Source organism: Macromonas nakdongensis (assembly GCF_002837145.1).
In the GTDB taxonomy this organism is placed as follows: Bacteria; Pseudomonadota; Gammaproteobacteria; order Burkholderiales; family Burkholderiaceae_C; genus Macromonas_B; species Macromonas_B nakdongensis.
Map to the genome: position 1 here is coordinate 1 of NZ_NWMV01000002.1, position 25,000 is coordinate 25,000.

Below are 25,000 nucleotides of genomic sequence, written 5' to 3' on the forward strand. Positions count from 1 at the left end.
GAGCGCCTGCCGGGCTGGCCGCACCGCGTGTCGGCGGCCGTGGCGGCGGCTTCGACGGGCGGTGCACCGCTGGCCGGTCCGCCCCCTGGCCCGACCCCGGGGGCGCCCGCCTGGTGGGGGGCCGTCCCGGTGCCGCCGGTGGACTGGAGCAGCCTGGACGCCGGGGCAGCCGGTTTGAAAGCCCAGGCCCGTGCACTCAAGCAGGCGGCCCACTCCGACGAGGAAAAGGCGCTCATCGAGCTGGTGGCCCTGATCTTCGACGGCATCCTCAGCGAAGACCGCATCCCCGCGAGCATCCGTGTCTGGTTCGCGCGCCTGCAAATGCCGGTGCTGCGCAACGCCCTGGGCGACCCGGGTTTCCTGTCCGACACCGGGCACCCGGCCCGGGCCCTGATTGACCGCATGGGCGCTTGCGTCTTGGGCTTCGACCCCGCCGTGCCGCTGGATGCGCTGGAGGCGGAGGTCAAGCGCATCGTCCAGGTCATCGAGCAGTACCCCGAAACCGGGCGCCGGGTGTTCGAGCTCATGCTCGGGGAGTTTCAGACCTTTCTGTCCCACCACCTGCGCCAGGCCGCTCCGCTGCAGCGGGTGACCGACGTGGCGACCCGCCTGGAACTCAAGAGTGCGCTGACGGTGCAGTACACCATCGACATGCGCCGCCTGCTGGGCACGGCCCCGGTGCACGAGGGACTGCGGGACTTCCTGTTCCACACCTGGGTCGAGGTCATGGCCCAGGCGGCGGTGGCCCACGGTGCCGACGACCCCCGCACGGCCCAGGTGCGCCAGCTCGCCGCCGACCTGCTCTGGGCGGCCGCGAGCAAGCCCAGTCGGCACGAGCGGGCCCAGGTCATCGCCCGGGTGCCGGGCTTGATGGCCCAGTTGCGCGAGGGCCTGGCCCTGCTCGGGCTGGACCCGGCACGCCAGGAGGCGGCCCTCCAACCCGTGAGCGAGGCCCTGGCCGCTGCCTTCCTGTCCCGCTCGGCCAGCCTGGACCCCGAATGGTTGGCCGGTCTCACGGCGCAGCTGGCCCGGCTGGAGTCGGTGCTGAGGGACGCTGGCACCGATCCTGTGCCCCTGAGCCGCGACAGCCTGGAACTGGTGACCGGCGAAGACGCGAGCCAGATCACCGTGCTCCCCAATCCCGACACCCCAGTACCCAAGCACCTGCTGGCCTGGGCCGCGGCCTTGCCGGTGGGCGGTTGGTTCCGTCTGGAGCACAACGGCGCGCCGGTGGTGGTGCAATTGGCCTGGCACAGCCCGCGCCGCCAGCTCTACCTGTTTGCCACCGCCACCCAGCACGGCTACCTGCTGGAGCAGGGCCGGGTGGCGCACTACCTCAAGGCCGGTTTGTTGCGCGCCGCGCAAAGCGAGCCCCTGACCACCCAGGCCACCCGCCAGGCCCTGGACAAGCTGCAGGCCAACCCCGAGCGCCTGCTCGGCTGAGCGCCGGTATCAGCCCAGTCCGACGCGCTGGAACAGCCCGCCGGGCAGGCGCTGCACCGTCCCGTCCAGCTCCAGGCTCAGCAACTGGGCTTGCAGGGTGGGGGTGTCCAGGCCAGTGCGGGCCTGCAAGGCGTCCAGCCCCACCGGGTCGAAGCCCAGGGCTTGCAGCAGCGGGTCGTCCGAGGCGACGCTGGCGCTGCCAGCGGTCGGTGTGGCGGCGTGGTCCAGGTGCAGGTCTTCCAGGATGTCTTGCGCCGACTCCACCAGCTTGGCGCCCTGGCGGATCAGGGCGTGGCAGCCGCGCGATTGCGGCGCGTGGATGGAGCCCGGGATGGCAAACACCTCGCGCCCCATGTCGGCGGCGAGTTGCGCGGTGATCAGCGAGCCCGATTGCAGGGCCGCTTCCACCACCAGCGTGCCCTGCGACAGGCCGGCGATCAGGCGGTTGCGCTGGGGAAAGTGGGGGGCCAGCGGCGGCGTGCCCAGGGGGTATTCGCTGAGCAGCGCGCCCTGGTCGGCGATGCGGTGGGCCAGCCCCAGGTGGCGTTTGGGGTAGACCCGGTCCAGCCCAGTGCCGACCACCGCCAGCGTCGGGCCACCGCCGTCGAGCGCCCCCTGGTGGGCGGCGCCGTCCACGCCCAGCGCCAGGCCCGACACCACGCACAAGCCGCTGCCGGCCAGGGCCTTGGCGAACTGGGCGGCGTTTTCCGCGCCCTGTGGTGTGGGGTTGCGGCTGCCGACGATGGCGAGCTTGTGCGCGTGCTGCAGCGCGGTGCGTTGCCCCAGCAGGTAGAGCAGCAGCGGCGGGTCGGCGGTCTGCAGCAGGTCGGCGGGGTAGTCGGCGTCGCCCAGGGCCAGCAGGTGGTGGCGCGGGTCGGCGGCCAGCCATTGCCGCGTGCGCTCACATTGCTCGGCCCATTCCGCCGGGGGCTGTTGCAGGGCCGCTGCCAATTTGGGGCCGACCACGGCTTCCCAGGCGGGGCCAGTCTGGCGGAACACCTGCTCGGGGCCGCCAAAGGCCGCGAGCAATTTGCGGGCACTGGCCCGCCCCACCCCTGGGGTGAGGGTCAGGCGCAGCCAGGCGCCGAGTTCGGCGTCGGTCATCCGGGGGCGGGCGCGTCAGGGGTTGACGAAGCGGTCGCCCACCTTCACGCCGTCGGCGATTTGCAGCACCAGCGCGTACGAGACGCGGTCGAAGGTGCGGAACACGATCATGTGGCCGTTGCGCTCGCCCGGCAGGTGCAGGGTCGGACGCGCGTCGTCGGTGCGGTCGGGCACCTGACTGGCGTCTTTCAGCACGGCCAGCACATGGCCGCGCTGCAGGCCGTCGCGGGCGCCGCGGTTGAGGATGACCACCTGGTTCTGCCCGGCGAAATGCACCGCGTTGCCGTGCACCTTGACGATCTGCCCGGCCTGCGCCGTGCTGGGCGGCTGCGGCACGTAGCTCGGCACGTCGCGCGGCGGTTCCGGCAGCAGGCGGTCGCCGACTCGGATTTCCTCTTTCGATCCGGTGATCTGGACGGTGGCGGGCACGATCTCGTCGCCACCCAGCTGCGCGGTTTCGCTGCGGACCAGCTCGCTGCGGCCGATGAACTGGGCCTCGTAGCCCAGCAGTTCGCCGGTGCTCGGGTCGTTCAGGGCCACGGCGTTGCGGTACACGCGGAAGTGGCGCGGCTCGCCCTTGGCCACGCGCAGGGCCGAGCCTTCTGCGCTGCCGCCTGGGCCGTACTGGCCGCGGGCGTAGGCACGGTCGCCGCGGCTGAGCAGCACCCGGTTGTCGGGGGCAGCGACGATGCGCGGGGCCCGCGAGTGCTGGGCTTCGTCCACGATCAGGGACTCGGTCAGGAAAGGCTCGATCACGTTCAGCGGGATCGGCGGGATGGCCGAGTCGCTCAGCGCTTCGGCGCGCACGCGCGGCGAGAGCTTCACCGTGGGCACGCCGCCCCCTTCGAGCGACAGGATGGCGCGGTCACCGACGCGGGTCAGCACCAGCACCTGACCGGGGTAGATCAGGTGCGGGTTGCGGATCTGTTGCAGGTTCATGCCCCACAGCTCCGGCCAGCGCCAGGGGCGCTTGAGGTAGAGGCTGGAGATGTCCCACAGGGTGTCGCCACGCTGGATGGTGTAGCGCTCGGGGGCGTTGGGCGCCAGTTCGCTCAGGGGCACGCCGGCCTGGGCCACCTGCTGGGCGGTGCTGCGCTGGCCCGGGGTGATGGGGTAGTTCGGGAAGGACTGGGCCAGGGCCGGGCCGGCCAGCAGGGCGCAGGCCAACCACACACCGCCGCGGGCCAGTGCACGGCGCGCGTGGGGGGCGGTGGCCCGGACGGCAGGGGCAAGCCCTGGGGTGGCAGATCGCGTGGTGTTCATCGGCATGTCGTTGGCCCCGGAAACCGTCCCGTCCAAGGGGTGCGCTGGCTGCATCAGTTCCTCCCCGGCTTGACGTTTTGGTGTGGATGACTGGAGATTTTGCGTTCAAGCCCCATTTATGGCAATGATATCGCCACCGTCGCGCCCGCCGCTGGGGGAAAGTGGCGAAAATAACGACATTCACAGGGCCCTGGCGCCCGCCACGGCCGTGTCCCGGCCGACTCCGACGTTTTCCGACCATGACCGACACCGACCGCCTGCCCATTCTGCGCTACCCCGACCCCCGCCTGCACAAGGTGGCCCAGCCCATCGCCGCGGTGGACGAGCGCGTGCGTGCCATCGTCCCGCGCATGCTGGCCACCATGTACGCGGCCCAGGGCATCGGCCTGGCGGCCACCCAGGTGGACATCCACGAGCGCCTCATCGTCATCGACGTGAGCGAGGAGCGCGATCAGCCCCTGGTGCTGATCAACCCCGAACTGGAGTGGGCCAGCCCCGAGAAGCGCAAGGGCGAAGAGGGCTGCCTGTCGGTGCCCGGCATTTACGACGGCGTGGAGCGCTCGGTGGCGGTGCGCGTGCGCGCCCTCGACGGCGAGGGCGTGAGTCGGGTGATCGAGGCCGAGGGCCTGCTGGCGGTGTGCATCCAGCACGAGATGGATCACCTGATGGGCAAGGTCTTCGTCGAGTACCTGTCGCCGCTCAAGCGCGACCGCATCAAGACCAAGCTGGTCAAGGCCGAACGGGCCGCCCACGCCTGAGGGGCCACCGATGAAAGTGGTGTTCGCCGGCACGCCGGAATTCGCGGCCGTGGCCCTTGACGCCCTGCTGCGCGCGGGTTTCGAGGTGCCCCTGGTGCTGACCCAGCCCGACCGCCCCGCCGGTCGCGGCATGAAGCTGCAGGCCTCGCCGGTGAAGCAGCTGGCCCAGCGGCATGGGATTGCCGTGGTCCAGCCCCGCAGCCTGCGGCTCGATGGCCGCTACCCCGAAGACGCGGCCGAGACCCAGGCCGCCCTGCAGGCCGCGGGCGCCGACGCGATGGTGGTGGCCGCGTACGGCTTGATCCTGCCGCTGTGGGTGCTGACCCTGCCGCGCCTGGGGTGCCTGAACATCCACGCCTCGCTGTTGCCGCGCTGGCGCGGGGCCGCGCCCATCCACCGCGCCATCGAAGCGGGTGACGCCGTCACCGGCGTGACCCTCATGCAGATGGACGAGGGCCTGGACACCGGTGACATGCTGCTGGCCGAAACGGTGGCCATCGGCGCGGACGACACCACCGGCACGCTGCACGACCGCCTGGCCACGCTGGGCGGTCGCCTGGTGGTGGAGGCGCTGGAACTGGCCGCGTGCGGGGGGCTGCGGCCCATGCCGCAACCGGCCGAAGGCGTCAATTACGCCCACAAGATCGACAAGGCCGAGGCCGGGATCGACTGGGCCCAGCCGGCCGAGGCCCTGGCCCGCCGGGTGCGCGCCTTCAACCCGTTCCCGGGGGCGTCCACGGTGTGGGCCGGTGCCGGCCTGAAGGTCTGGGCGGCCCAGGCGCTGCCCGCCGACCCCGCTGCCACGGTGGCCGAGCCGGGCACCGTGCTGGGCGCCGATGCCACCGGCGTGCGCGTGCAGACCGGCGCCGGCCTGCTGAACCTGACCGAACTGCAGCGCGCCGGTGGCAAGCGCCTGGGCGCGGCCGAATTCCTGCGGGGCAACGACCTGTCGGTCGGTGCCCATTTGGGCGCTTGAGCCCCACCGTGCGCGGCGGCCCATGTTCCTGAGCGCCGCCTACCGCCGCCTGCCCGAATTCCGCGAGGGCGTGCGCGACCAGGCCGGCGTGGCCACCGGCATCGCCGCCTGGGGGCTGATGACCGGGGTGGCCATGGTCAAGTCCGGCCTGAGCGGTGTCGAGGCCGTGGCCATGACCCTGCTGGTGTACGCCGGCAGTGCCCAGCTCACCGCGGTGCCGCTGATCGCCGCGGGCGCGCCGCTGTGGGTGATCCTGGCGGCGGCGTTCTGCGTCAACCTGCGCTTTGTAGTGTTTTCGGCGCACCTGCGGCCCTACCTGATGCACCTGCCCCGTGGCCAGCGCCTGCTCACCGGCTACGTGACCGGCGACCTGAGTTACGTGTTTTTTGCCCGGCGCTACCCGCGTCCGGCCGACACGCCCGAGGGCCTGGTGCGGCAGCAGGCCTACCTGGCGGGCAACTGTGCGGTCAATTACCTGGCGTGGATGTCCATGAGCCTGCTCGGCGTGGCCTTGGCCAACGCCATTCCGCCGGCCTGGGGCTTGGGCTTCGCCGGCATCCTGGCCTTGCTGGGGGTGGGCTGTTCGCTCGCCACCTCGCCCCTGCGGGTGGTGTCGGCCGGGGTGGCCGGTGCGGCGGCGGTGGCGGCCTGGGCGCTGCCGCTGAAGTTGAACATCGTGGTCGCCATCGCGGCTGCCGTGGCGCTGTGCCTGGTGCTGGAGGCGCACGGCCCGGCGCGCTTGCGCGGCCACCGGATTCCCGAACATGGCTGAAACCGACGGCTGGACATTGCTGACCATCGCCTGCCTGGCCGGGGTGACGGTGCTGACGCGCGGCTTTTTCTTCCTCAGCAGCCGGCCCTGGCAGTTGCCGCGCTGGGCCGAGCGCGGTCTGCAGTACGCACCCATCGCGGCGCTGGCGGCGGTGGTGATCCCGGAGGTGGTGGCCGATCAGGGGCAACTGGTGCAGACCTGGCGCGACGCGCGCCTGTTCGCGGCCGCGGCCGGGGCGGGCTGGTTCTTCTGGCGTGGCGGGGTGCTGGGCACCATCGTCTGCGGCATGGCGGTGTACCTGCCGCTGCGGCTGGCCCTGGGCTGGTGAAGCCAGTCCGGGCGGGGCGCGGTCTCAGCCCGTGGCCGGCGTGCGTGTGGCCGCGGCCACGCACTGCGCCATCACCTCGCACAGCTGCTGCTTTTGCACCGGCTTGGACAAGAAGGCGTCCATGCCGGCGCTGCGGGCCCGGTCCTGGGCTTCGTTCATCACGTCGGCGGTCAGGGCCACGATGGGCACCCGGCCGCGCGGACCGGGCAGCGCCCGGATGTGCCGGGTGGCGGTGAGGCCGTCCATTTCCGGCATGTGCACGTCCATCAGCACGATGTCGTAGTCGTGGGCCGAGGCCAGTGCCACCGCCTCCAGGCCGTTGTCGGCGAAAGTGGTGTGGTGCCCCAACTTCTCCAGCAACATGCCGACGAATTTGCGGTTGACCGGGTGGTCTTCGGCCACCAGCACCTGCCAGCCAGAGGCCTCGACCGCTGGGGCGTGCAGGGGGACCGCCGGACCGGGGGTGCTGAACACCTGCCCGACTTGCGCGGAGGGCGGCTGTGTCGGCGCTTCGCACAGGGGGGTGTCCAGGGTCAGGGTGAAGCAGGAGCCGTGTTCGCGCTCGCTGTGGGCGAGGATGTCGCCGCCCATCAGCCGCGCCAGGCTGCGGGAAATTTCCAGACCCAGGCCGGTGCCGCCGAACTGTCGCGTGGCCGAGTCGTCGGCCTGCTGGAAGCGCTGGAACAGCCGTGCCAGGGTGGCAGGGTCCATGCCGATGCCGGTGTCGCTGACGGCCATGTCCCAGTGCGCCGTGTGCGCGGCGCGCGTGCAGTGCAGGGCCAGGGTCACGTGGCCCTGGTGGGTGAATTTGACCGCGTTGCTCAGCAGGTTGAGGAGGATCTGCCGCACCCGCGTCGGGTCGGTGCGGACCCAGGGGGGGCTGTCCGTGGGCAGCACCAGGCGCAGTTCGATGCCCTTGCGCTGCGCCTGGTGCTGCACCAGCGGCAGCAGGTCCTGCACCAGCCGGGGCAGGTCCACCGGCTCGGGGTGGATCTTCATTTTCCCCGCGTCCAGGGCCGACATGTCGAGGATGTCGTTGAGCAGGCTGAGCAGGTGTTGGGCGGAGTTGCGCGCGGTCTGCACCTGGTCGCGCTGGCGCGGTGACAGTTCGCTGTCCTCCAGCAGGCTCACCATGCCCAGCATGCCGTTGAAGGGCGTGCGCAGTTCGTGGCTCATGTTCGCCAGGAACTGGCTCTTGGCCCGGTTGGCGCGTTCGGCCTGCTCCTTGGCCTGCACCAGCTCGCGGTTGAGCTGCTCCAGCGCCAGCCGTTCGCGCACCTGGCGCTGCTGGCGGTAGAACAGGCTGCCGGCGGCCAGCAGCAGCAGCAGCACCTGCAGGCCGACCAGCCAGCCGATGGTCTGGTTTTGCCCGCGCACCACGGCCACCTGCTGTTCCACCAGGCGGGTGACCAGGCTGTTGGCGGCGAAGGACAGGGCCTGCACATCCGGTCCGAGGTCGACCATTTCCTGCAGCACGGCTTCGAGCGCCCCCCTGTGCGCCGCCGGGGACTCCAGCAGGGGGTCGATCTGCTGCATCAGGCCTTCGAGCTTGGGCAGCAAGTCCCCGTATTCGGCGCGGTCGCGCAGTTTGAGCGTGCTCGGGTTGTTGCTCAGCAGGCTGACGCGGCTGGCAAAGATGTCGTAACGCGTGCGCAGGGTGTCCCAGTCCTGTGCCTCCCGGGTGTGCAGGGCGAGCCGCAGTTCGCTGCGCAGTCGCAGGTACTCGCGCTCCATCTGGAAGGTCAGCGCCGTGACCGAATCGGCCTGCAGGCGCGCGGCGGCTTCGACCGAGGCCGACTGGCGCAGGGACACCGCCGCCAGCACGGCCAGCCCCACGGCCAATGCCAGGGTGGTCAGTGACAGCCACAGCAGGAAGCTGCGGTTGTCCTTGCGCATGGGCATCCGTGGGGCCTCGGCTTATTCGATCTCGATGGACTTGAGTTGCCAGATCGAGCGCTCGTAGTAGGTGGCGCTCTTGAGTTCGGGCCGGCTGTCGAAGGGGTAGACGATGAACAGGGGGCCACGGGTGCGCACCGACATCGGTTCGCCGTTCATGCGCAGGGCCACGACCACGTCGAAGGCGGCGGCGTCGGCCACCGGGATGTTGATGCGGTAGTCGTTGAGCGCGGTGGCCTTGATGTTGCGGCCCTGGGCGCTGGCCTGGACCGCCGCCAGCACGTCACGCAGCAGGGGGCCGCTGAACTGGATGGGCTGGTGTTCCCAGGGGGTGAGGGTGGTGAAGGTCTTCTGCGGCAAGGCTTCGAGCATGGCCATGTCGAACTGGGCCTGCTTGCCCTTGTTGGGGGCGTCCAGCTTGCCGGTGACGGTGAGCACCACCTTGCCCTTGGGGGCGGTGAGTGCCAGGGTGGCGGTCGGGGCGAGCAGTGCCGCGGACACCAGGCCCAGGCACAGTCTGCGAGAAATGCATGCGTTCATGGCGTCAAGCTGAAAAATTAAGGCATTCGATTCTATTTGAAATGATCGATCGCGCCAAACTTGGGCCGATGGCTCAAGCGCCGGATTGGGGAGCGGCCTGACCGGCCCGCTGGGCGAATTCGGCACGCAGCGCGCGCAGTTTGGCGCGGGGGTCTTCCTTGGTGGTGGCTTGGTCCAAGGCCATTTCCTGGATGAAGCGGCTGGGCTGGCCGGGCACCATTTCGCGCCCCTTTTTGCGCCGTTTCAGCCAGCTCACCACCAGCGTGTGCTGGGCGCGGGTGATGCCCACATACATCAGGCGGCGTTCTTCTTCGATCAATTTGCCCAAGGCGGCTTCGTTCAGGCCGTCGTCGCGCTGGAAGGGCAGCAGGCCTTCGTTGACCCCGGCCAGCACCACGTGCGGCCACTCCAGGCCTTTGGAGGCGTGCAGGGTGGACAGAGTGACCACGTCCTGGTCTTGCTCGCGTTCCGAAATGGTGGAAATGAGCGCGATGGTCTGCGCCACTTCCAGTAGAGTTTTCACTTCGCGCTCGGTGGTGGCCCCGCCGCTGTCGTCGATCTGGCCGCCGCAGCGCTGCGCCACCCAATCGCAGAAGTCCATCACGTTGCCCCAGCGGGCCGCGGCGACCTTGTCGCTCTCTTCGCTGTCGAGCAGATACTGTTCGTAACCGATGTCCTTGAGCCAGTCGCTCAGGAAGGTTTTGGCGGCCTCGAAGCCGCTGGTGTGGCGGGCGCGGTGTTCCAGGTCGTTCAGGTAGCGGCCGAACTCGTGCAGGCCGTGCACCGCCCGCTGCGGCAGGGCCGCCGGCAGCGAGTGCGAGAACAGCGACTCGAACAGGCTGAGCTTGTACTGGGTGGCGAACGCGCCCAGCGAGGCCAAGGTTTGGTGGCCGATGCCGCGTTTGGGCGTGGTGATGGCGCGCAGGAAGGCCGGGTCGTCGTCGTTGTTGACCAGCAGGCGCAGCCAGGCGCACAGGTCCTTGATCTCGGCGCGGTCGAAAAAGCTTTGTCCACCCGACACCTTGTATGGGATCTGCGCCTTGCGCAGCGCGGTTTCCAGCGCCCGCGCCTGGTGGTTGGCGCGGTACAAAATGGCAAAGTCTTTGAAGGCCTTGTGCTTGGCGCCGCTGCTGCCTGCCGCTGTGGAGCCGGCGCGGATGCTCTGGATGCGCGCCACCGCGCGTTCGGCCTCGTGGTCTTCGGCGTCGCAGGCCTGCACGCGCACCGGCTCGCCTTCGCCCAGCTCGCTCCACAGGGTTTTGGGAAACAGTTTGGGGTTGGGGCCGATGACGTTGTTGGCCGCGCGCAGGATGGCGCTGGTGGAGCGGTAGTTCTGCTCCAGCTTGATGACCTTGAGCTCGGGGAAATCCTGCGGCAGTTTTTTCAGGTTGTCCAGCGTGGCGCCGCGCCAGCCGTAAATGCTCTGGTCGTCGTCGCCCACGGCGGTGAAGCGGCCGCGTTCACCCACCAGCAGTTTCAGCAGTTCGTACTGGGTGGCGTTGGTGTCCTGGTACTCGTCCACCAGCACGTGGCCGAGTTTTTTCTGCCATTTGTCGCGCACGGCGTCGTGTTGGGCCAGCAGCTTCAGTGGCAGGCTGATCAGGTCGTCGAAGTCCACGCTCTGGTAAGCGGCCAGGCGCTCCTGGTACTTGGCCATCACCAGGGCGGCCACGCGCTCGTTCTCGTCGCGCGCCTGGGCCAGCGCCTGTTCGGCGTTCAGCCCGGCGCTCTTCCAGCCGCTGATGGTCCACTGCCACTGGCGCGCGGTGGCGGCGTCGGTGGTGCCGCCGCAGTCTTTCAGGATGGACGTGATGTCGTCGGTGTCAAGAATGGAAAACTGCTGTTTCAGGCCCAACACCGCGCCGTCTTCGCGCAGCAGGCGCACGCCGAGCGAGTGGAAGGTGCAGATCAGCACGTCCTTGGCCGGTTTGCCCACCAGTTGCCGGGCGCGCTCGCGCATTTCGGCCGCGGCCTTGTTGGTGAAGGTGATGGCGGCGATGCGGTTCGCGGCCAGTCCGGCCTGGATCAGCCGCGCGATCTTGTGGGTGATCACCCGCGTCTTGCCCGAGCCGGCGCCGGCCAGCACCAGGCACGGACCGGCCAGGTGGTTGACGGCGTCGAGTTGGGCGATGTTCAGGCCAGCAGACATGGGGCGCGGTGCAAGCAAAGCGTTGGATGATACCGGGCGCGGTCGCGCCACCGGGGCGGGGCCGGCTTGTCGCGCTGGCGTCCGGCCCGGTGGCCGGTGCCGGTCGGTGATGGGGCCATGGCCTGCGACAATCGTCGGTGTGCTGAACGTCCTGCTCGTCACTTTCCCGTTTTTTGCGTTGGTACTCGGCGGTTTCGTGGCCGCGCGCCGGCGCATGCTGCCGCTGGAGGCCATCCCCGGCCTGAACAGCTTCGTGCTGTACTTCGCACTGCCGGCCATGCTCTACCGTTTCGGTTCCACCACGCCCATCGGGCAGTTGCTGGACGCTTCGGTGTTTGGCCTTTATTTGCTGTGCGGCCTGGTGATGGTGGCCTTGGCGGTGGTGTTGACCAGGCGCGGGCGCATCGGCTGGAACGATGCCGCCCTGGGCGCGCTGGTGGCGGCTTTTCCGAACACCGGTTTCATGGGCGTGCCGCTGCTGGCCGCGCTGATGGGCCCCAGCAGCGTGGGCACGGTGATCGTCATCATCCTGGTGGACATGGTGGTGACCAGTTCGCTGTGCATCGCCCTGTCGCGCCTTGACGAGGGTGAAGGCGGCGCCGTTGCGGCCGCTGGCAAGGCGCTGCGCGGGGTGGTGGGTAACCCCATGCCCTGGGCGATCGGGCTGGGGGCGGTGGCGTCGGCGGTGCAGTTCACCCTGCCCGGGCCGGTGGAGAAAACCGTGTGGCTGCTGGCCGATGCGGCCTCGCCGGTGGCGCTGTTCACCATCGGAGCGGTGCTGGCGCGCTCGCAGATGCAGGCCGATCACCCCATGCCGCTGCGCGACTACGTGCCGGTGGCGTTGCTGAAGCTGTTCTTGCACCCCTTGCTGGTGTGGGGCGCGGGCACGGCCGCGGTGGCGCTGGGCGTGCCGCTGGCGCCCACCACCCTGACGGTGATGGTGCTGGTGGCGGCCCTGCCCAGCGCCAGCAACGTGTCGCTGCTGGCCGAGCGTTTCGGCGCCGACAACGGGCGCATCGCGCGCATCATTCTGGTGTCCACCGCGTTGGCTTTCCTGACCTTTTCCGGGGCGGTGGCGCTGCTGCGCGCCTGACCGCTCAGGGCCGGTGGCTGGCCCCCCAGAGTACTCACAGGGGGCTCACAGGCTGAGCGGGTCCACGTCGATGGCCCAGCGGATCAGCCCCTTGGCCTCGGGGTGGGCGCGCTGGGCGTGCAGCACGCCGTGCCAGGCGTGCAAAAAAGCCTGCAAGGCCGGGCGCGAAGGGCTTTCCACCAGCATTTGTGCCCGTTCCACGTTGGCCACGCGCTGCACCGCCATGGGCACCGCGGGGTAGAGCGTGAGGTGTTCGCGCCCGGGCAGGCCGTCGGCGGCCTGGGCCGACAGGGTGAGCCAGGCCTGAGCGGCTTCCTGGGTGCGGGCTTCGGCGCGCACCAGGGCCTGGTGGCCGTAGGGGGGCATTTGCGCGTCGAGGCGTTCCTGCAGCTGCTGTGCCGCGAAGCTCGGGTAATCGTGCCGGGCCAGCGCGGCGAACAGCGGGTGTTGCGGGTACCAGGTCTGCACCCACAACTCCACCGCGCTGCCTTGTTCGGCCACAAAAGCGGCGTCGCGCCCGGCGCGGCCGGCGGCCTGCAGCAGCAGCGCGAACAGGCGCTCGGGGGCGCGGTAGTCGCTGGCGAACAGGCCGCTGTCGGTGTTCAGGCTGGCCACTAGGGTGATGCGGCGGAAGTCGTGGCCTTTGGCCACCATCTGGGTGCCCACGAGCACGTCCACTTCGCCTGTGTGCATGTCGGCCAGGCGGCTTTCCAGGCTGCCTTTGGCGCGGGTGGTGTCGGCGTCGAGCCGGGCCACGCGCACCGGCTGGCCGTCGGGGCGGCGCGCGTCGGCCAGTAGGCCGGCGAGCTGTTCCTCGATCTGTTCGGTGCCGCGGCCCACGGGGCTGATGTCGAGGTTGCCGCACCCGGGGCAGGCGCGCGGCACGCGGCAGGTGTGGCCGCAGTGGTGGCAGCGCAGGGTGCGGTCGATCTTGTGGAACACGGCGTGGGCGCTGCAATGTGGGCAGTCGCTCTTCCAGCCACAGTCGTGGCAGGCCAGCACCGGGGCGTAGCCGCGGCGGTTGAGCAGCACCAGGCTCTGTTCGCCGCGCGCGGCCCGGGCGGCCATGGCGTCGACCAGGGCCGGCGCCAGCACCGTGTGTTTGGGCTGGTGGTTCATGTCCAGCAGGCGCAGGCGGGGCAGGGCGCCGCCGCCGACGCGCTGGGGCATGTCGAGCCGTTGGTAGCGCTGTTTCTCGGCCGCGTGCCAGCTTTCCAGCGAAGGCGTGGCCGAGCCCAGCAGCACCCGGCAGTGGCCCGGCGCCCGGCCCTGCGATTCCAGGTGCGCCCGGTACACCGCCAGGTCGCGTGCCGAGTAGCGCGCCCCTTCCTGGCTTTTGTAGCTGGGGTCGTGCTCCTCGTCCACCACGATCAGGCGCAGGCCGGGCAGGCTGGCGAACACCGCCATGCGCGTGCCCAGCACGATGCGCGCCTGTCCCAGGTGGGCGTCGAGCCAGTGGCCCAGGCGTTGCGCCGGGGTCAGGCCGCTGTGCAGCGAAACCACGCCCAGGCCGGCAAAGCGCTCGCGAAAACGCGCTTCCAGCTGCGGCGTCAGGTTGATCTCGGGCACCATCACCAGCGCCTGGGCTTGCGGGTCTTGGGCCAGCAGGTCGGCCACGGTGCGCAGGTAGACCTCGGTTTTGCCGCTGCCGGTGGCGCCGAACAGCAGCACCGGGCGTTGTGCTTGGGCGATGGCAGTCAGCGCGTCTGCCTGTTCCAGACTGGGTGCGGGCCCGGCTGGCGTGGTGTCAGCGGCCACGGGTGCGTCAGGCGCCTGGGCAGTCGGTGCGATGGCGGTTGCCGGGATGGCCTTGGCGGTGTGCGCGGCCTTGGCCCGCTTGGCCAGGCGGCGTTGCAGTTGGGTGTCGTCCAGGTCGCGCAGCTGCGGCGGCAAGGCGGCCAGCGCCACCTCGCCCAGGCCGCGCTGGTAGTAGCGGGCGGCAAAGCCCACCAGTTGGCGCCAGCGCGCGTTCAACGGCGGCAGGGCCTCCAGGGCGGTACCCACGGGCCGGGTCTGCGCCGGCAGCAGGCCCTCGGGCGGTTCGTCGGCGCAGTGCCAGACGATGCCCAGGACCTCCCGGCTGCCCAGCGGCACACGTACCAAGGTGCCCGGCGCAAGTGGCTGCTCACTCCCGTAACTGAGGCTGTCGCCCAGCCCGCTGTGGGCCGGCGTGGTCACCACGACATCGACCCAGTGGCGGATGCTTGGCGCGGTTTCTTCAGTCATGTTGGCGGAAAAACGGGTAAGTCATTGATTTGTAAAAATTTCCAACACTTGCCCAGATTTTCTGTGGATAACTTTGTTGATAGCTGCTGAATCTCCCGCGCGAGGCCTTGAAAATCAAGGCCTTGCTTAGAATGCCCAGAAAATACGCAGCCGGTCTTGTTCAATAAAATCAATAACTTAGGTGGTATTGTCTGCTCGGGCAGGGGTGGAGGGCTGGCGCTGGGGGGGCGCAGTCCGGCTGCAAATTTTTGTGCATAAACCCCGGGGTCGGTCTGCAAAAAATCCCTGTTTTTGTGCTAACGGGGCCAGGCCATGGACCCAATACCCGACTCTGGGGCGTGGCCGGGGTCCGTTGGCACACCGCTGGTGCGCAGCCGGCGTTCAGCGGCCTTGGCGCATCTGCCGGGAGTGCGCGTGCACCGCGTCCACCAGCACTTTGACGTTTTCGGGCGGGGTGTGCTGGCTGATGCCGTGGCCCAGGTTGAAGATGTGGGTGGGGCCGGTGGTGCTGCGGTCGGTGTGAGGGGTGCCGAAGCTCTCCAGCACTTTCACCGCTTCGGCGGCCACCTGGTCCGGCTGGGCGAACAGCACGTTCGGGTCCAGGTTGCCTTGCAGCGCCTTGCCGGGGCCGCCCACCGCGCCGCCCATGGCCGCGCGGGCCTGGGCCAGGTTCACGGTCCAGTCCAGGCCCAGCACGTCGCAGTCCAGGGTGTTCATGTCGTCCAGCCACAGGCCGCCGCCCTTGGTGAAGACGATGCGCGGGATGCGCTGGCCGTTGAATTCCTTGGGCAACTGGTCCAGCACCCGCTTGGTGTAGGCCAGGCTGAACCGTTGGAAGTTGCCGTCGGCCAGCACGCCGCCCCAGCTGTCGAAAATCATCACCGCTTGAGCGCCTGCTTCGATCTGGGTGCGCAGGTACAGCGCCACCGCGTCGGCGTTGATTTCCAGCACCCGGTGCATCAGGTCCGGGCGCTGGTACATCAGGGTTTTGACCAGGCGGTAGTCGTCGCTGCCGCCGCCCTCCACCATGTAGCAGGCCAGGGTCCAGGGGCTGCCCGAAAAGCCAATCAGCGGCACGCGCCCGTTCAGGGCCTTGCGGATGGAGGTGACCGCGTCGAACACGTAGCGCAGCTTGTTCATGTCGGGCACGGCGAGCTGGGCCACGTCGGCCTCGGTGCGCACGGTTTTGGCGAACTTGGGGCCTTCGCCCAGCGCGAAGCTCAGGCCCAGGCCCATGGCGTCGGGCACGGTCAGGATGTCGCTGAACAGGATGGCGGCGTCCAGGTCGTAGCGTTCCAGCGGCTGCAGCGTCACTTCGGTGGCGTAGTCCACGTTGGTGGCCAGGCCCATGAAGCTGCCGGCCTGGGCGCGGGTGGCGCGGTATTCGGGCAGGTAGCGGCCGGCCTGGCGCATCAGCCAGACGGGGGTGTGGTCGGTCGCCTGGCGCAGGCAGGCGCGCAGGAAGGTGTCGTTCTGCAGGGGGGCGAAGGTCGTGCTCATAACCCCACATTGTCGCAGGGTGGCGGGCCGGCGGCTGTCGCCCGGCCCGCGGGCGAACCCGAGCCCAGCCGTTTCAGCCCACCGCTTTGCGCAGCGCCTGGTCCAGGTCCCAGAGGATGTCGTCCACCTCCTCGATGCCCACGCTCAGCCGGATCATGTCCGGGCCGACGCCGGCTTTTTTTTGCTCGTCTTCGCTGAGTTGCCGGTGGGTGGTGGACGCGGGGTGGATCACCAGTGTTTTCGCGTCGCCGATGTTGGCCAGGTGGCTGAGGAATTCGCAGGCGTCGATGAAGCGTTCGCCGGCCTTGGCGGGGTCGTCGGCGCGGATGCCGAAGGTCAGGATGCCTGAGCCGCCGGGCAGCCCGTCGACCGCGCGGAACTGCCGGGCCGCCAGCGCGTGGTCGGGCGCGTCGGGCAGGCCGGGGTAGTTGACCCAGGCCACCCGGGGGTGGTCGCGCAAAAATTCGGCCACGCGGCGCGCGTTGCGGCAGTGCGCCTGCATGCGCAGGTGCAAGGTTTCGATGCCTTGGAGGATCTGCCACGCGCTCATGGGCGACAGCACCGCGCCGAAGGTGCGGTTCACCTCCATGCGCGCCTTCATGGTGTAGCCAAAGTCGCCAAAGGTCTCGTAGAACTTCACGCCGTGGTAGGCCCGGCTGGGCTCGACCATGTCGGGGAAGTTGCCGTTGCCCCAGTCGAACTTGCCCGACTCCACCACCACGCCGGCCATGGTGGTGCCGTGCCCGCCGAAGTACTTGGTGGCGCTGTGCACCACGATGTCGGCGCCGTGCTCAAACGGCCGGCACAGCCAGGGCGTGGCCACGGTGTTGTCGATCACCAGCGGCACGCCGTGGTCGTGCGCCACTTGGGCGATGGCGGCGATGTCCAGCACGTTCACCCGCGGGTTGCCGATGGTTTCGCCGTACACCGCGCGTGTGTTGGGGCGCATGGCGCGGCGGAAGTTCTCGGGGTCGGCCGGGTCCACAAAGGTGGTGGTGATGCCCAGGCGTTCGAAGCCCACGCCCAGTTGGCCCACCGTGCCACCGTACAGGGTGGATGCCGCGACGATGTGGTCGCCCGCCTTGAGGATGGCCAGCAGCGCCGTCATCTGCGCGGCCATGCCGCTGGCGCAGGCCAGCGCCGCGCGCCCGCCTTCCAGCGCCGCCACGCGTTCTTCCAGCACCGAAACCGTGGGGTTGCCGATGCGGCTGTACACGTTGCCAAAGGTCTGCAGGTTGAACAGGCTGGCGGCGTGCTCGGCGCTGTCGAACACGAAGCTGGTGGTCTGGTGGATGGGGGTGGCGCGCGCGCCGGTGACGGGGTCGGGGATGGCGCCGGCGTGGATGGCCAGCGTGCCAAAGCCGTAGTCGTGGTCCTGGGCCATGGGTAATCGGGTCAATAAGGCAGTTGGTGCGGGCGTTTGGCCGAGATGACTTTGGTGTTCACCCCGGCCCAGTTCAGGCCCCCGAACAGGCGGGCGTGCTCGATCTTCACGCAGCGGTCGTGCACCACGGTCAAGCCGGCCCGGGCGGCCAGGGCTTCGGCCTCGGGGTGTTCCACGCCCAGTTGCAGCCACAGGCAGCGGGCGCCGATTTCGATGGCGGCCTGGGCCAGCGGCGGGATGTCTTCGCTCTTGCGGAAGCAGTCCACCATGTCGATGCGCAGGCCTTGTGCCGCCAGTGCCTGGGCTGCCTCTTGCACGCTGGCGTGGCAACGCTCGCCCAAAATCTCGCCGCCGTCGCGCGCCACCAGTGGGTTCACCGGCACGATGCGGTAGCCGTGCGCCTGCATGTATTTGGCAGCGAAGTAGCTGGGCCGGTGCCATTGCGGCGACAGGCCGACCACCGCGATCGTGCGGCAGGCGCCCAGGAGGGTGCGCAGGGTGTGGATGTCGCTCATGGCGCCAGTGTACGCAGGCGCACCGGTGGGGTCTGTAGGGGTGTGTACCGTGTGCGACCACCCCGGTGCGTCGGGGGCGTTTACAACGCCTGGATGGCCGCGCGCACTTCGTCTGCAGACAGCACTTCCGACAGCAACTGCGGGGCCTTCCCTGGGGCGTGCAGCACGTACACCGGCACCCCATTGCGCCCCAGTTGCGCCAGCGATGCCGTCACGGCGGGGTCGCGGCGCGTCCAGTCGGCACGCAGCAGCACCACTTGTCGGTCGGCCACGGCTTGCAGAAACTGCGCGTCGGCCAGTGCATTGCGCTTGTTGTATTGGCAGGTCACGCACCAGGCGGCGGTGTAGTCGATGAAGATGCGCCGGCCTTGGGCAATCAGCTCGGCTTCGCGCTGTGGGCTCCACGGCTCCCAGGCCAGGCCCGTCACGGCCGTTGGGGTGGTGTTGCCTGTGCCCTCATGCACACGCAGCACGTGCGGGCCCGCCGTCCACAGCCAGGTGGCCACCGCCAGCGCGGCCAGGGTGCCCAGCACGGTGCGGACTTTGCCGCCGCGGTTCAGGGCCCAGATCAGCCAGGTCAGGGCCACCAGCAGCATCAACAGCGCGGCCACGCCGTCAATGCCGCTCTGTTGCCCCAGCACCCACAGCAGCCAGACCACGGTGGCGAACATCGGGAAGGCCATGAGCTGGCGGAAGGTTTCCATCCAGGCGCCGGGGCGCGGCAAGGCCCGTGCGATGGCCGGCGCCCAACTGGCTGCCAAGTAGGGCAAGGCCATGCCCAGGCCCAGTGCGGCAAACACCGCCAATGCCTGCGCGGTGGGCAGGGCAATGGCCAACCCCAGTGAGGCGCCCATGAACGGCGCGGTGCAGGGCGATGCCACCGCGGTGGCCAGGATGCCGGTGAGGAAGGCGTCGGTAGTCGGGTTCTTGGCCTGCAAGGTGGCGAGCGAACTGGGCAGCAGGTGCCCAAACTCGAACAGGCCCGCCAAATTCAAACCGATCAGCGTGAACAGCACGGCCAGCCCCGCCACCACGGCCGGGTTTTGCAACTGGAAGCCCCAACCCAATTGCTCGCCCGCGGCCCGCAAGGCCAGCAACGCCCCGCCCAACGCCAGGAAAGACAACACCACGCCCGCGGTGTACGCCAGTCCGCTGCGCCGGTGGCCCCGGTGGTCCTCGCCGTGCTGGGTGAAGGCCAGCACCTTGATCGCCAGCACCGGGAACACGCAAGGCATGAGGTTGAGGATCGCCCCCCCCACCAGCGCCCCCAGCAGGGCGGCCCACAGGCCGAGCCCCCCGCCGGCCGGCGCCGTGCCAAGAGCCGCGGCGCGTGCGGCATTCTCTGCCAGCGCGGCGTTCAAGGCGTCCGAAGCGCCGCTGGCCTGGGCGACAGGTGCCGCGGGCAGGGCCGGCCAGCCCCCCGTCACCGCCACGGTGAGGCGGGCGCCAGCGGGCTCGGCGCTGCCTTCCTGGGCCGGCGCCACCACCAGGGGGATGGTGTCCGGGCTGGCGCTGCGCTGGCCAGACAAGGGCAGTGTCGCGGTCCAGGTGTCACCGTTCCAGGCCTGTTGCCACCGTCCGCCGGGCTCCACCAGCGCCGGGGTTTCGGGGAAAAACTCCAGTGCCCGACCGCGCCACGCGGCCGGCAGTCCGGCCAGCCGCACGTGCAAGCCGCGCGCATCGACCGACAGGCGGCTGTCGCCTGCGGGGGTGGCGCGCGGTGCCGCCGCCCAGGCCGCCTCGAAGGCCCGGGCATCGGTGACAGTGGCCCCCTGTGCCGGTACGCTCAACTGGAAGCGGGCCTCTTCCGGTACGCATTCCTGGCGGCAGATCAGCCAGGTCGCGGTCAGCTTCACCTCCAGTTGCGTGCCCTGGAAGCCGGGGGTGACCTGCATCGGAACGGGCAACAGCACCGTGCCGTGGTAACCGTAATTAGCCAGTTCGCCCAAGGGGAACTTGCGCGGCGTCGGCCAGGCGATGTCGCCTGCCTCCACCCCGGGGCTGAGTTGCCACTGCAATTCGGTTGGCAGGCCCGAGTCGCCGGGGTTTTTCCAGTAGCTGTGCCAGTCCGGGGCGTGGGCGATTTCCAGCCCCAGCCACAGGGGCTGGCCGGCTTGCACGCCCTGGGGCGCGTGGACCAGCAGGCGGGCTTGTGAAAACTCGCTGGAGAAGGTGGTCGTGGACCACAGGTTCTGGGCCGTGGCGGGAGCGATCCAGGCCAGCGTGGTCCACAAAAGGAAGGAGGTGAGAAGCTTGCGCATGGATGAAAACGCCGTGGCAGGAGCCTGCGGGCAGGCAGTCAGAGCCGGCGGGGTGGGGCAAAGTTCCGGTCGGCCATTGTGGCGCATCGGCCGCGGGGTCGGGCGGGCCATAATCGCGCCATGGCGTCACCTCCCACCCCGTCGGCCCCCGCTCCGCGGCTGCGCCTGCCCCGTTGGGGCGACCTGTGCACCACCGACTTCGCTGCGCTCGACCCGGCCCGCACCGTGGCCGTGCTGCCCCTGGCCGCGACCGAACAGCACGGTCCGCACCTGCCGCTGTCGGTCGATGCCGACATCCTGGACGGTGTGCTCGACGCCGCCGCCCCGCACCTGCCCGGCGATTGCCCGGTCTGGTTGCTGCCCCCCCAGGCCGTCGGGTTGAGCCCGGAGCACCAGCGCTTTCCCGGCACCCTCACCCTGGGCCTCGACACCCTGGTGCGCCTGTGGTGCGACCTGGGCGCTTCGGTGGCCCGGGCCGGCGTGCGCAAGCTGCTGCTGTTCAACACCCACGGCGGGCACACCGGGGCGATGGACGTGGTCGGGCGCGAATTGCGCAGCCGCCACGACCTGCTGGTCTACAGCGCCAGCTGGTTCAACCTGCCCCTGCTGGACGAGCAGGGCCAGGACTTGAACGCCCGCATCCCGGCCGAAGAACACCGCTTTGGCATCCACGGCGGGCAGGTCGAAACCGCGATGATGCTGGCGCTGCGGCCCGAACTGGTGCGCAGGCAGCACGCGCGCGACTTCGCCTCCACCTCCCGCGACCGCTCGCGCCAGTGCCCCCTGCTGGGCAACGGCCGCAGCGCCAAGCTGGCGTGGCAGACGCAGGACTACAACCCCCAGGGCGCGGTCGGCAACGCCGCGGCGGCCGATGCCGACCTCGGTCGGGCCTTGGTCGACGCGGCCGGCCGCGGCCTGGCCCAGTTGTTGCGGGAGTTCAGTGCGTTGCCGCTGTCCACGTTGGTGGACGGCCCCGCGTTCCTGGATTGAGCCGGCCCCCCGACCGGGGGCTTCAGGCGTGCGTCACCCAGTCGGCGTGCGCCGGGCTGCTCAGGTGCGGCAAGGTGTTGAAGCTGACCAGGGTGCAGCGCTTCGGGTTGTAGGCCAGTTCGCTGACCGAGGTGTTGCGCATGCGCAGGTTCATCTCGATCGTGGTTTCCGGCGTGGTGCCCAGGATGTGGCCGACGGCGGTCGAGATCGGCCCGCCGCTGGAGACCACCAGCACGTTGCCGCTGTGGTGCGCTCGGGCGTGGTCCAAGGCCGAGGTCACGCCGTGCAGAAACGCCGGGTAGCTTGGCATGCCGTGCGGGCTCACCACCCCCGCCATCCACTGGCGCAGGCCGTCGCGCAGCAGGCGAAAGTGCTGGCGGTAGCCCTCCGGGCTGCTGGGGTGTTCCGGCGGGCGGGCGTGGATCGCCTCGATCACCGCCTCGCTGTCGTACTCGTTCAGCCCTGGCCACACCAACGGTTCCGCCCCCCAGCCCAGGCCGGCGGACAGGCCCTCCCAGGTCTGCCGGTGGCGTTTCAGGCTGCCGATCAGCACCGCGTCAAACCGCAGGCCATGCTCGCGCCAGTGCTCGCCCAGGCGCACGCTTTGTTGCCCGCCCAGGGGGCTCAGTTGGTCGTAATCGGCCGCCCCGAAAGACGCCTGCCCGTGTCGTACCAGATAGATGGTTCCCATGGGCCGGATTGTCCGATCGCTGGCGGGCGGAGCAGGTCACGGCGGCGACTGGCTCCGGCGTCAGGCCCCAGTGCGGGCGCGTTGCGCCCGGATGGCTTGGGCCAGGGCGGCGACCCCTTGTTCGATCTGCTCGACCGTCGCCGTCACGAAGGACAGGCGCAGCGTGCGCACGTCGCCCTGTGCCGCGTAGAAGGCCGCACCCGGCACGAAGGCCACGCCCTGGTCCACCGCCTGGGGCAGCAGGCCGATGGCGTCCATCCCCTCGGGCAGGCGCAGCCACAGGAACATGCCGCCGTCCGGCCGGTTCCAGCTCACCCCCAGGCCCTGCAACTCGCGTTCCAGCGCCCCCAGCATGGCGTCGCGTTGGGCCCGGTAAAGGGCGCGGATGGTCGGCACGTGCCGGTCCAGAAAGCCGTCTTTCAGCACATCGGCCACCACGCGCTGGTTGAAGGTCGGGGTGTGCAGGTCGGCCGCCTGTTTGGCCTGCAGCAGCTTGGGGTAGAGCGCAGGCGGTGCCACCACATAGCCCAGGCGCAGGCCTGGGGCCAGCACCTTCGAGAACGAGCCCAGATACACCCCGCCCGCGGGGTTTCTGGCCGTCAGCGGCGCCGGCGGCGGGGTCTCGAACCACAGGTCGCCGTAGGGGTTGTCCTCCACCAGGGGCAGGCCCGCGCGCTGCGTTTCGGCGCTCAGCGCGGCGCGGCGCGCTTCGCTCATGCTGCGCCCGGTCGGGTTCTGGAAATTCGGCAGCAGGTACATGAAGCGCGGTCGGGGCCCGGTCTGCAGCACCCGTTCCAGGTCGGACAGGTCCGGCCCCTCGTCGTCGCTGGCCACGCCCACCACCTCGGGTTCCATCGGGCCAAAGGCCTGCAGGGCGCCCAGGTAGGTCGGTGTCTCCACCAGCACCCGGCTGCCCGGGTCGATCAGCACCTTGGCGATCAGGTCCAGGCCCTGCTGCGAGCCGGTGGTGATCAGCACCTGCGCCGGGTCCACCGCCCAAGGCAGCATCGCCGCGACCTGCTCGCGCAGGGCCGGTAGGCCCTCGCTCGCCGCGTACTGCAGCGCGGCCGCGCCGTCGTCGCGCAGCACGCGGGCGCAGGCGTCGGCGAAGACCTCCACCGGGAAGGTCTTGGGCGAGGGCAGCCCCCCCGCGAAGCTGATGATGCCGGGGCGTTCGGTGACTTTCAGGATCTCGCGGATCACCGAGGGGTTCATGCCGTGGGCGCGTTGCGCCAGGGTCCAGTTCATGGTCGGGTCTTTCTCTCAGGGGTGGGGGTGCACGCGGGGCGTGCACGGCAGGTCTGGGGCGGCGGTGCTCATGTTGTGGTGCGTCCCAGGCCGGTCATCAGGATCCAGCCTGCGGTCAGCACCAGGGCCAGGGCCATGCCGCGGTTGAAGGTGCGCAGGCGGCGCCCCGTGGGCTGGCCGTCCACCAGTGGGCCGGCCAGCCAATGGCGCAAGACCGAACCCACCAGGGCGTAGGTCAGGTTGCTGGCGAAGGCGTAAGCCATCAACACCGGCGCCACCACGGCCAGGCGCTGCCAGGCATCGGCCTGGCCCGCGATCCAGCCGGCCACGATCGACAGCGCCAGCATCCAGGCTTTGATGTTGAGGAACTGTAGACCCACGCCGCGCCAGAAGGTGATGTGCAAGGTGTGGGCCGGCATCTGAGACAAGGACCGGCTGCCGGCCAAACGCCAGGCCAGCCACAGCAAATAGCCCACGCCGCCCAGCAAAATCGCGCCGCGCAGCAAAGGCGCGGCCAGCACCACCGCACCCACCCCCGCGCTGCACAAGCCCAGCAGCAAGGTCCAGCCCACCGGCACGGCGAACACGAAACGCAGGGCGTGGCGCAGACCGAAGTTGGCCGCCAGGGCGGTCGACAAGGTGGTGTTTGGGCCCGGGGTGAAGCTGGTGGCGGTGGCCAGGGTCAACAGCGCCCCGAATTCATGGGCGTTCATGGGGGCGGTGTTCGGTGGGGTCGTCGCTCATCCCGCCACTGTAGCGCCTGGGCGCCGGGCCGGCGTGGTGCAGGTGCATAGATTCAACCGGTGGTGCCCAGGGCTTCCCAGCGCTCCAGGGCCGCCATCAAGGCTTCTTCGATCTCCCCGTGCCGCCCACTCAGCTGGGCCGCGCGCGCCGGGTCGGTGCTATACAGGCTGCCATCGGCCAGGGCCGCATCGATGGCTTGCTGCTCCGCTTCCAGGGCCGCGATCTGTTGCGGCAAGGCATCCAATTCGCGCTGTTCCTTGTAGCTCAGTTTGCGCCGTGGCGCGGGGGGCGGGGCGGTCGTCAGCGTGGGTGTGGGCTCCTTGGCCTTGGGCGCCACCGGCGCTGGCGGTTTGTCCCACACCGGGGCGCGCCCGTGCAGGCGCGTCGACTGCGTCATCCAATCGGCCACCCCGCCTTCGTACTCGCGCCATTGCCCATCGCCTTCGTAAACGATGGTGCTCGTCACCACGTTGTCCAGAAAGCGCCGGTCGTGGCTCACCAGGAACACCGTCCCGTCGTAATCGGCCAACAGGTTTTCCAGCAACTCCAGCGTGTCGATGTCGAGGTCGTTGGTCGGCTCGTCCAGCACCAGCACGTTCGCCGGTCGGGCAAACAGCCGGGCCAGCAGCAACCGGTTGCGTTCCCCGCCCGACAGGGTGCGCACCGGTGCATTGGCCCGCGCCGGCGAGAACAGAAAATCCCCCAGGTAGCTCTTCACATGGGTGCGGCGGTTGCCGATCTCGATCCACTCGCTGCCGGGGCTGATGAAGTCCTCCAGCGTGGCGTTCAGGTCCAGCTGTGCCCGCATCTGGTCGAAATACGCCACCTCCAGCCGGCTGCCCAGCCGCACCGTGCCGGTGTCCGGCGGCAGCAGGCCCAGGATCATCCGCAGCAAGGTCGTTTTGCCGGCGCCGTTCGGGCCGATCAGCCCGACCTTGTCCCCCCGCAGGATCGTGGCGCTGAAGTCCTTCACCACTGTGCGCCGTTCTGCGCCCTCGCCAAACGACTTGCTCACGCCCTCCAGCTCGGCCACCAGCTTGCCGCCCGCGCCCCCGCTGTGGACTTCCATGCGCACCTGGCCCACCGCATCGCGCCGGGTGCTGCGCTGCACGCGCAACA

General features: G+C 69.9%; 21 protein-coding genes and 1 pseudogene (1 of these 22 cut by a window edge). 7 read left to right on the plus strand and 15 right to left on the minus strand.

Translation table 11 applies throughout. From position 1 onward, the window contains the following. A pseudogene (locus tag CON77_RS00110) lies at positions 1-1,443 on the plus strand (DUF1631 family protein); the annotation flags it as partial. 9 nt (positions 1,444-1,452) lie between these two features. Here the strand turns inward: CON77_RS00110 and dprA are convergent. Together dprA and CON77_RS00120 are read right to left on the minus strand one after the other, a co-directional pair. Then, a complete protein-coding gene (gene dprA / locus CON77_RS00115) occupies positions 1,453-2,547 on the minus strand; it encodes a DNA-processing protein DprA (RefSeq protein WP_101046610.1) in 1,095 nt (364 codons plus the stop codon). A gap of 15 nt (positions 2,548-2,562) precedes the next feature. Then, a complete protein-coding gene (locus tag CON77_RS00120) occupies positions 2,563-3,810 on the minus strand; it encodes a LysM peptidoglycan-binding domain-containing protein (protein ID WP_101046612.1) in 1,248 nt (415 codons plus the stop codon). A 239-nt stretch (positions 3,811-4,049) separates the two neighbouring features. On the opposite strand from CON77_RS00120, the gene def reads away from it, so the two are divergent. The 4 genes from def to CON77_RS00140 are packed head-to-tail and all read left to right on the plus strand — an operon-like array spanning position 4,050 to position 6,644. Beyond that, positions 4,050-4,568: a peptide deformylase gene (gene def, locus CON77_RS00125; RefSeq protein WP_101046614.1), complete on the plus strand. Its 519-nt coding sequence runs from the start codon at positions 4,050-4,052 to the stop codon at positions 4,566-4,568. A gap of 10 nt (positions 4,569-4,578) precedes the next feature. After that, on the plus strand, positions 4,579-5,544 hold the full coding sequence (gene fmt, locus CON77_RS00130) for a methionyl-tRNA formyltransferase (RefSeq protein ID WP_101046616.1): 966 nt from the start codon (positions 4,579-4,581) through the stop codon (positions 5,542-5,544). A 22-nt stretch (positions 5,545-5,566) separates the two neighbouring features. After that, entirely contained in the window at positions 5,567-6,316 is a 750-nt protein-coding gene (locus CON77_RS00135; RefSeq protein ID WP_101046618.1) for an AzlC family ABC transporter permease, read from the plus strand. Beyond that, positions 6,309-6,644 (plus strand): AzlD domain-containing protein, encoded by a 336-nt coding sequence (locus CON77_RS00140; protein ID WP_101046620.1) that lies wholly within the window; start codon positions 6,309-6,311, stop codon positions 6,642-6,644. The genes CON77_RS00135 and CON77_RS00140 overlap by 8 nt, the downstream gene beginning before the upstream one ends. Before the next feature lie 24 nt (positions 6,645-6,668). On the opposite strand, the gene CON77_RS00145 is transcribed toward CON77_RS00140, so the two are convergent. The 3 genes from CON77_RS00145 to CON77_RS00155 all read right to left on the minus strand — a co-directional run bounded on the left by CON77_RS00145 (position 6,669) and on the right by CON77_RS00155 (position 11,229). Further along, complete coding sequence (locus CON77_RS00145) at positions 6,669-8,540, minus strand: ATP-binding protein (protein ID WP_198552214.1); 1,872 nt, start codon at positions 8,538-8,540, stop codon at positions 6,669-6,671. A 21-nt stretch (positions 8,541-8,561) separates the two neighbouring features. Next, positions 8,562-9,080: a putative pterin-binding protein gene (locus CON77_RS00150; protein ID WP_101046623.1), complete on the minus strand. Its 519-nt coding sequence runs from the start codon at positions 9,078-9,080 to the stop codon at positions 8,562-8,564. Between the two features lie 73 nt (positions 9,081-9,153). Beyond that, positions 9,154-11,229 (minus strand): ATP-dependent helicase, encoded by a 2,076-nt coding sequence (locus CON77_RS00155; RefSeq protein ID WP_101046625.1) that lies wholly within the window; start codon positions 11,227-11,229, stop codon positions 9,154-9,156. A gap of 139 nt (positions 11,230-11,368) precedes the next feature. On the opposite strand from CON77_RS00155, the gene CON77_RS00160 reads away from it, so the two are divergent. After that, complete coding sequence (locus tag CON77_RS00160) at positions 11,369-12,322, plus strand: AEC family transporter (protein ID WP_101046627.1); 954 nt, start codon at positions 11,369-11,371, stop codon at positions 12,320-12,322. Positions 12,323-12,367: 45 nt separating this feature from the next. Here CON77_RS00160 and priA read toward each other — a convergent pair whose 3' ends face one another. From priA to CON77_RS00185, 6 genes are all read right to left on the minus strand, one after another. Continuing rightward, positions 12,368-14,548 carry a replication restart helicase PriA gene (gene priA, locus CON77_RS00165; RefSeq protein ID WP_101046629.1) on the minus strand — a complete coding sequence of 727 codons (2,181 nt, stop codon included), beginning with the start codon at positions 14,546-14,548 and terminating at the stop codon, positions 12,368-12,370. Then, entirely contained in the window at positions 14,545-14,826 is a 282-nt protein-coding gene (locus CON77_RS15300; RefSeq protein WP_198552216.1) for a hypothetical protein, read from the minus strand. The genes priA and CON77_RS15300 overlap by 4 nt, the downstream gene beginning before the upstream one ends. A 103-nt stretch (positions 14,827-14,929) precedes the next feature. Then, positions 14,930-16,048, minus strand: coding sequence for a uroporphyrinogen decarboxylase (hemE, locus tag CON77_RS00170; protein ID WP_101046631.1), 1,119 nt, complete (start codon positions 16,046-16,048; stop codon positions 14,930-14,932). A 73-nt stretch (positions 16,049-16,121) separates the two neighbouring features. Next, positions 16,122-17,432, minus strand: coding sequence for an O-acetylhomoserine aminocarboxypropyltransferase/cysteine synthase family protein (locus CON77_RS00175; RefSeq protein ID WP_101046633.1), 1,311 nt, complete (start codon positions 17,430-17,432; stop codon positions 16,122-16,124). Between the two features lie 11 nt (positions 17,433-17,443). Next, a complete protein-coding gene (locus CON77_RS00180; RefSeq protein ID WP_101046635.1) occupies positions 17,444-17,947 on the minus strand; it encodes a CoA-binding protein in 504 nt (167 codons plus the stop codon). A gap of 80 nt (positions 17,948-18,027) precedes the next feature. Further along, positions 18,028-20,208 (minus strand): protein-disulfide reductase DsbD family protein, encoded by a 2,181-nt coding sequence (locus CON77_RS00185; protein ID WP_101046637.1) that lies wholly within the window; start codon positions 20,206-20,208, stop codon positions 18,028-18,030. 120 nt (positions 20,209-20,328) lie between these two features. Here CON77_RS00185 and CON77_RS00190 point away from each other — a divergent pair, with 120 nt between their 5' ends. Then, positions 20,329-21,198 (plus strand): creatininase family protein, encoded by an 870-nt coding sequence (locus CON77_RS00190; protein ID WP_101046639.1) that lies wholly within the window; start codon positions 20,329-20,331, stop codon positions 21,196-21,198. A gap of 22 nt (positions 21,199-21,220) precedes the next feature. Here CON77_RS00190 and CON77_RS00195 read toward each other — a convergent pair whose 3' ends face one another. The 4 genes from CON77_RS00195 to CON77_RS00210 all read right to left on the minus strand — a co-directional run. Beyond that, positions 21,221-21,889, minus strand: coding sequence for a histidine phosphatase family protein (locus CON77_RS00195; protein WP_101046641.1), 669 nt, complete (start codon positions 21,887-21,889; stop codon positions 21,221-21,223). A gap of 60 nt (positions 21,890-21,949) precedes the next feature. Then, a complete protein-coding gene (locus CON77_RS00200) occupies positions 21,950-23,137 on the minus strand; it encodes an aminotransferase-like domain-containing protein (protein ID WP_101046643.1) in 1,188 nt (395 codons plus the stop codon). Positions 23,138-23,205: 68 nt separating this feature from the next. Beyond that, entirely contained in the window at positions 23,206-23,850 is a 645-nt protein-coding gene (locus CON77_RS00205; RefSeq protein ID WP_101046645.1) for a LysE family translocator, read from the minus strand. 83 nt (positions 23,851-23,933) lie between these two features. Next, a protein-coding gene (locus CON77_RS00210; RefSeq protein ID WP_101046647.1) for an ATP-binding cassette domain-containing protein crosses the window boundary here: on the minus strand, positions 23,934-25,000 show its 3' portion. The gene runs 838 nt beyond the window's last position; only the last 1,067 of its 1,905 coding nucleotides appear in the window; its start codon lies off the right edge, out of view; the stop codon is at positions 23,934-23,936.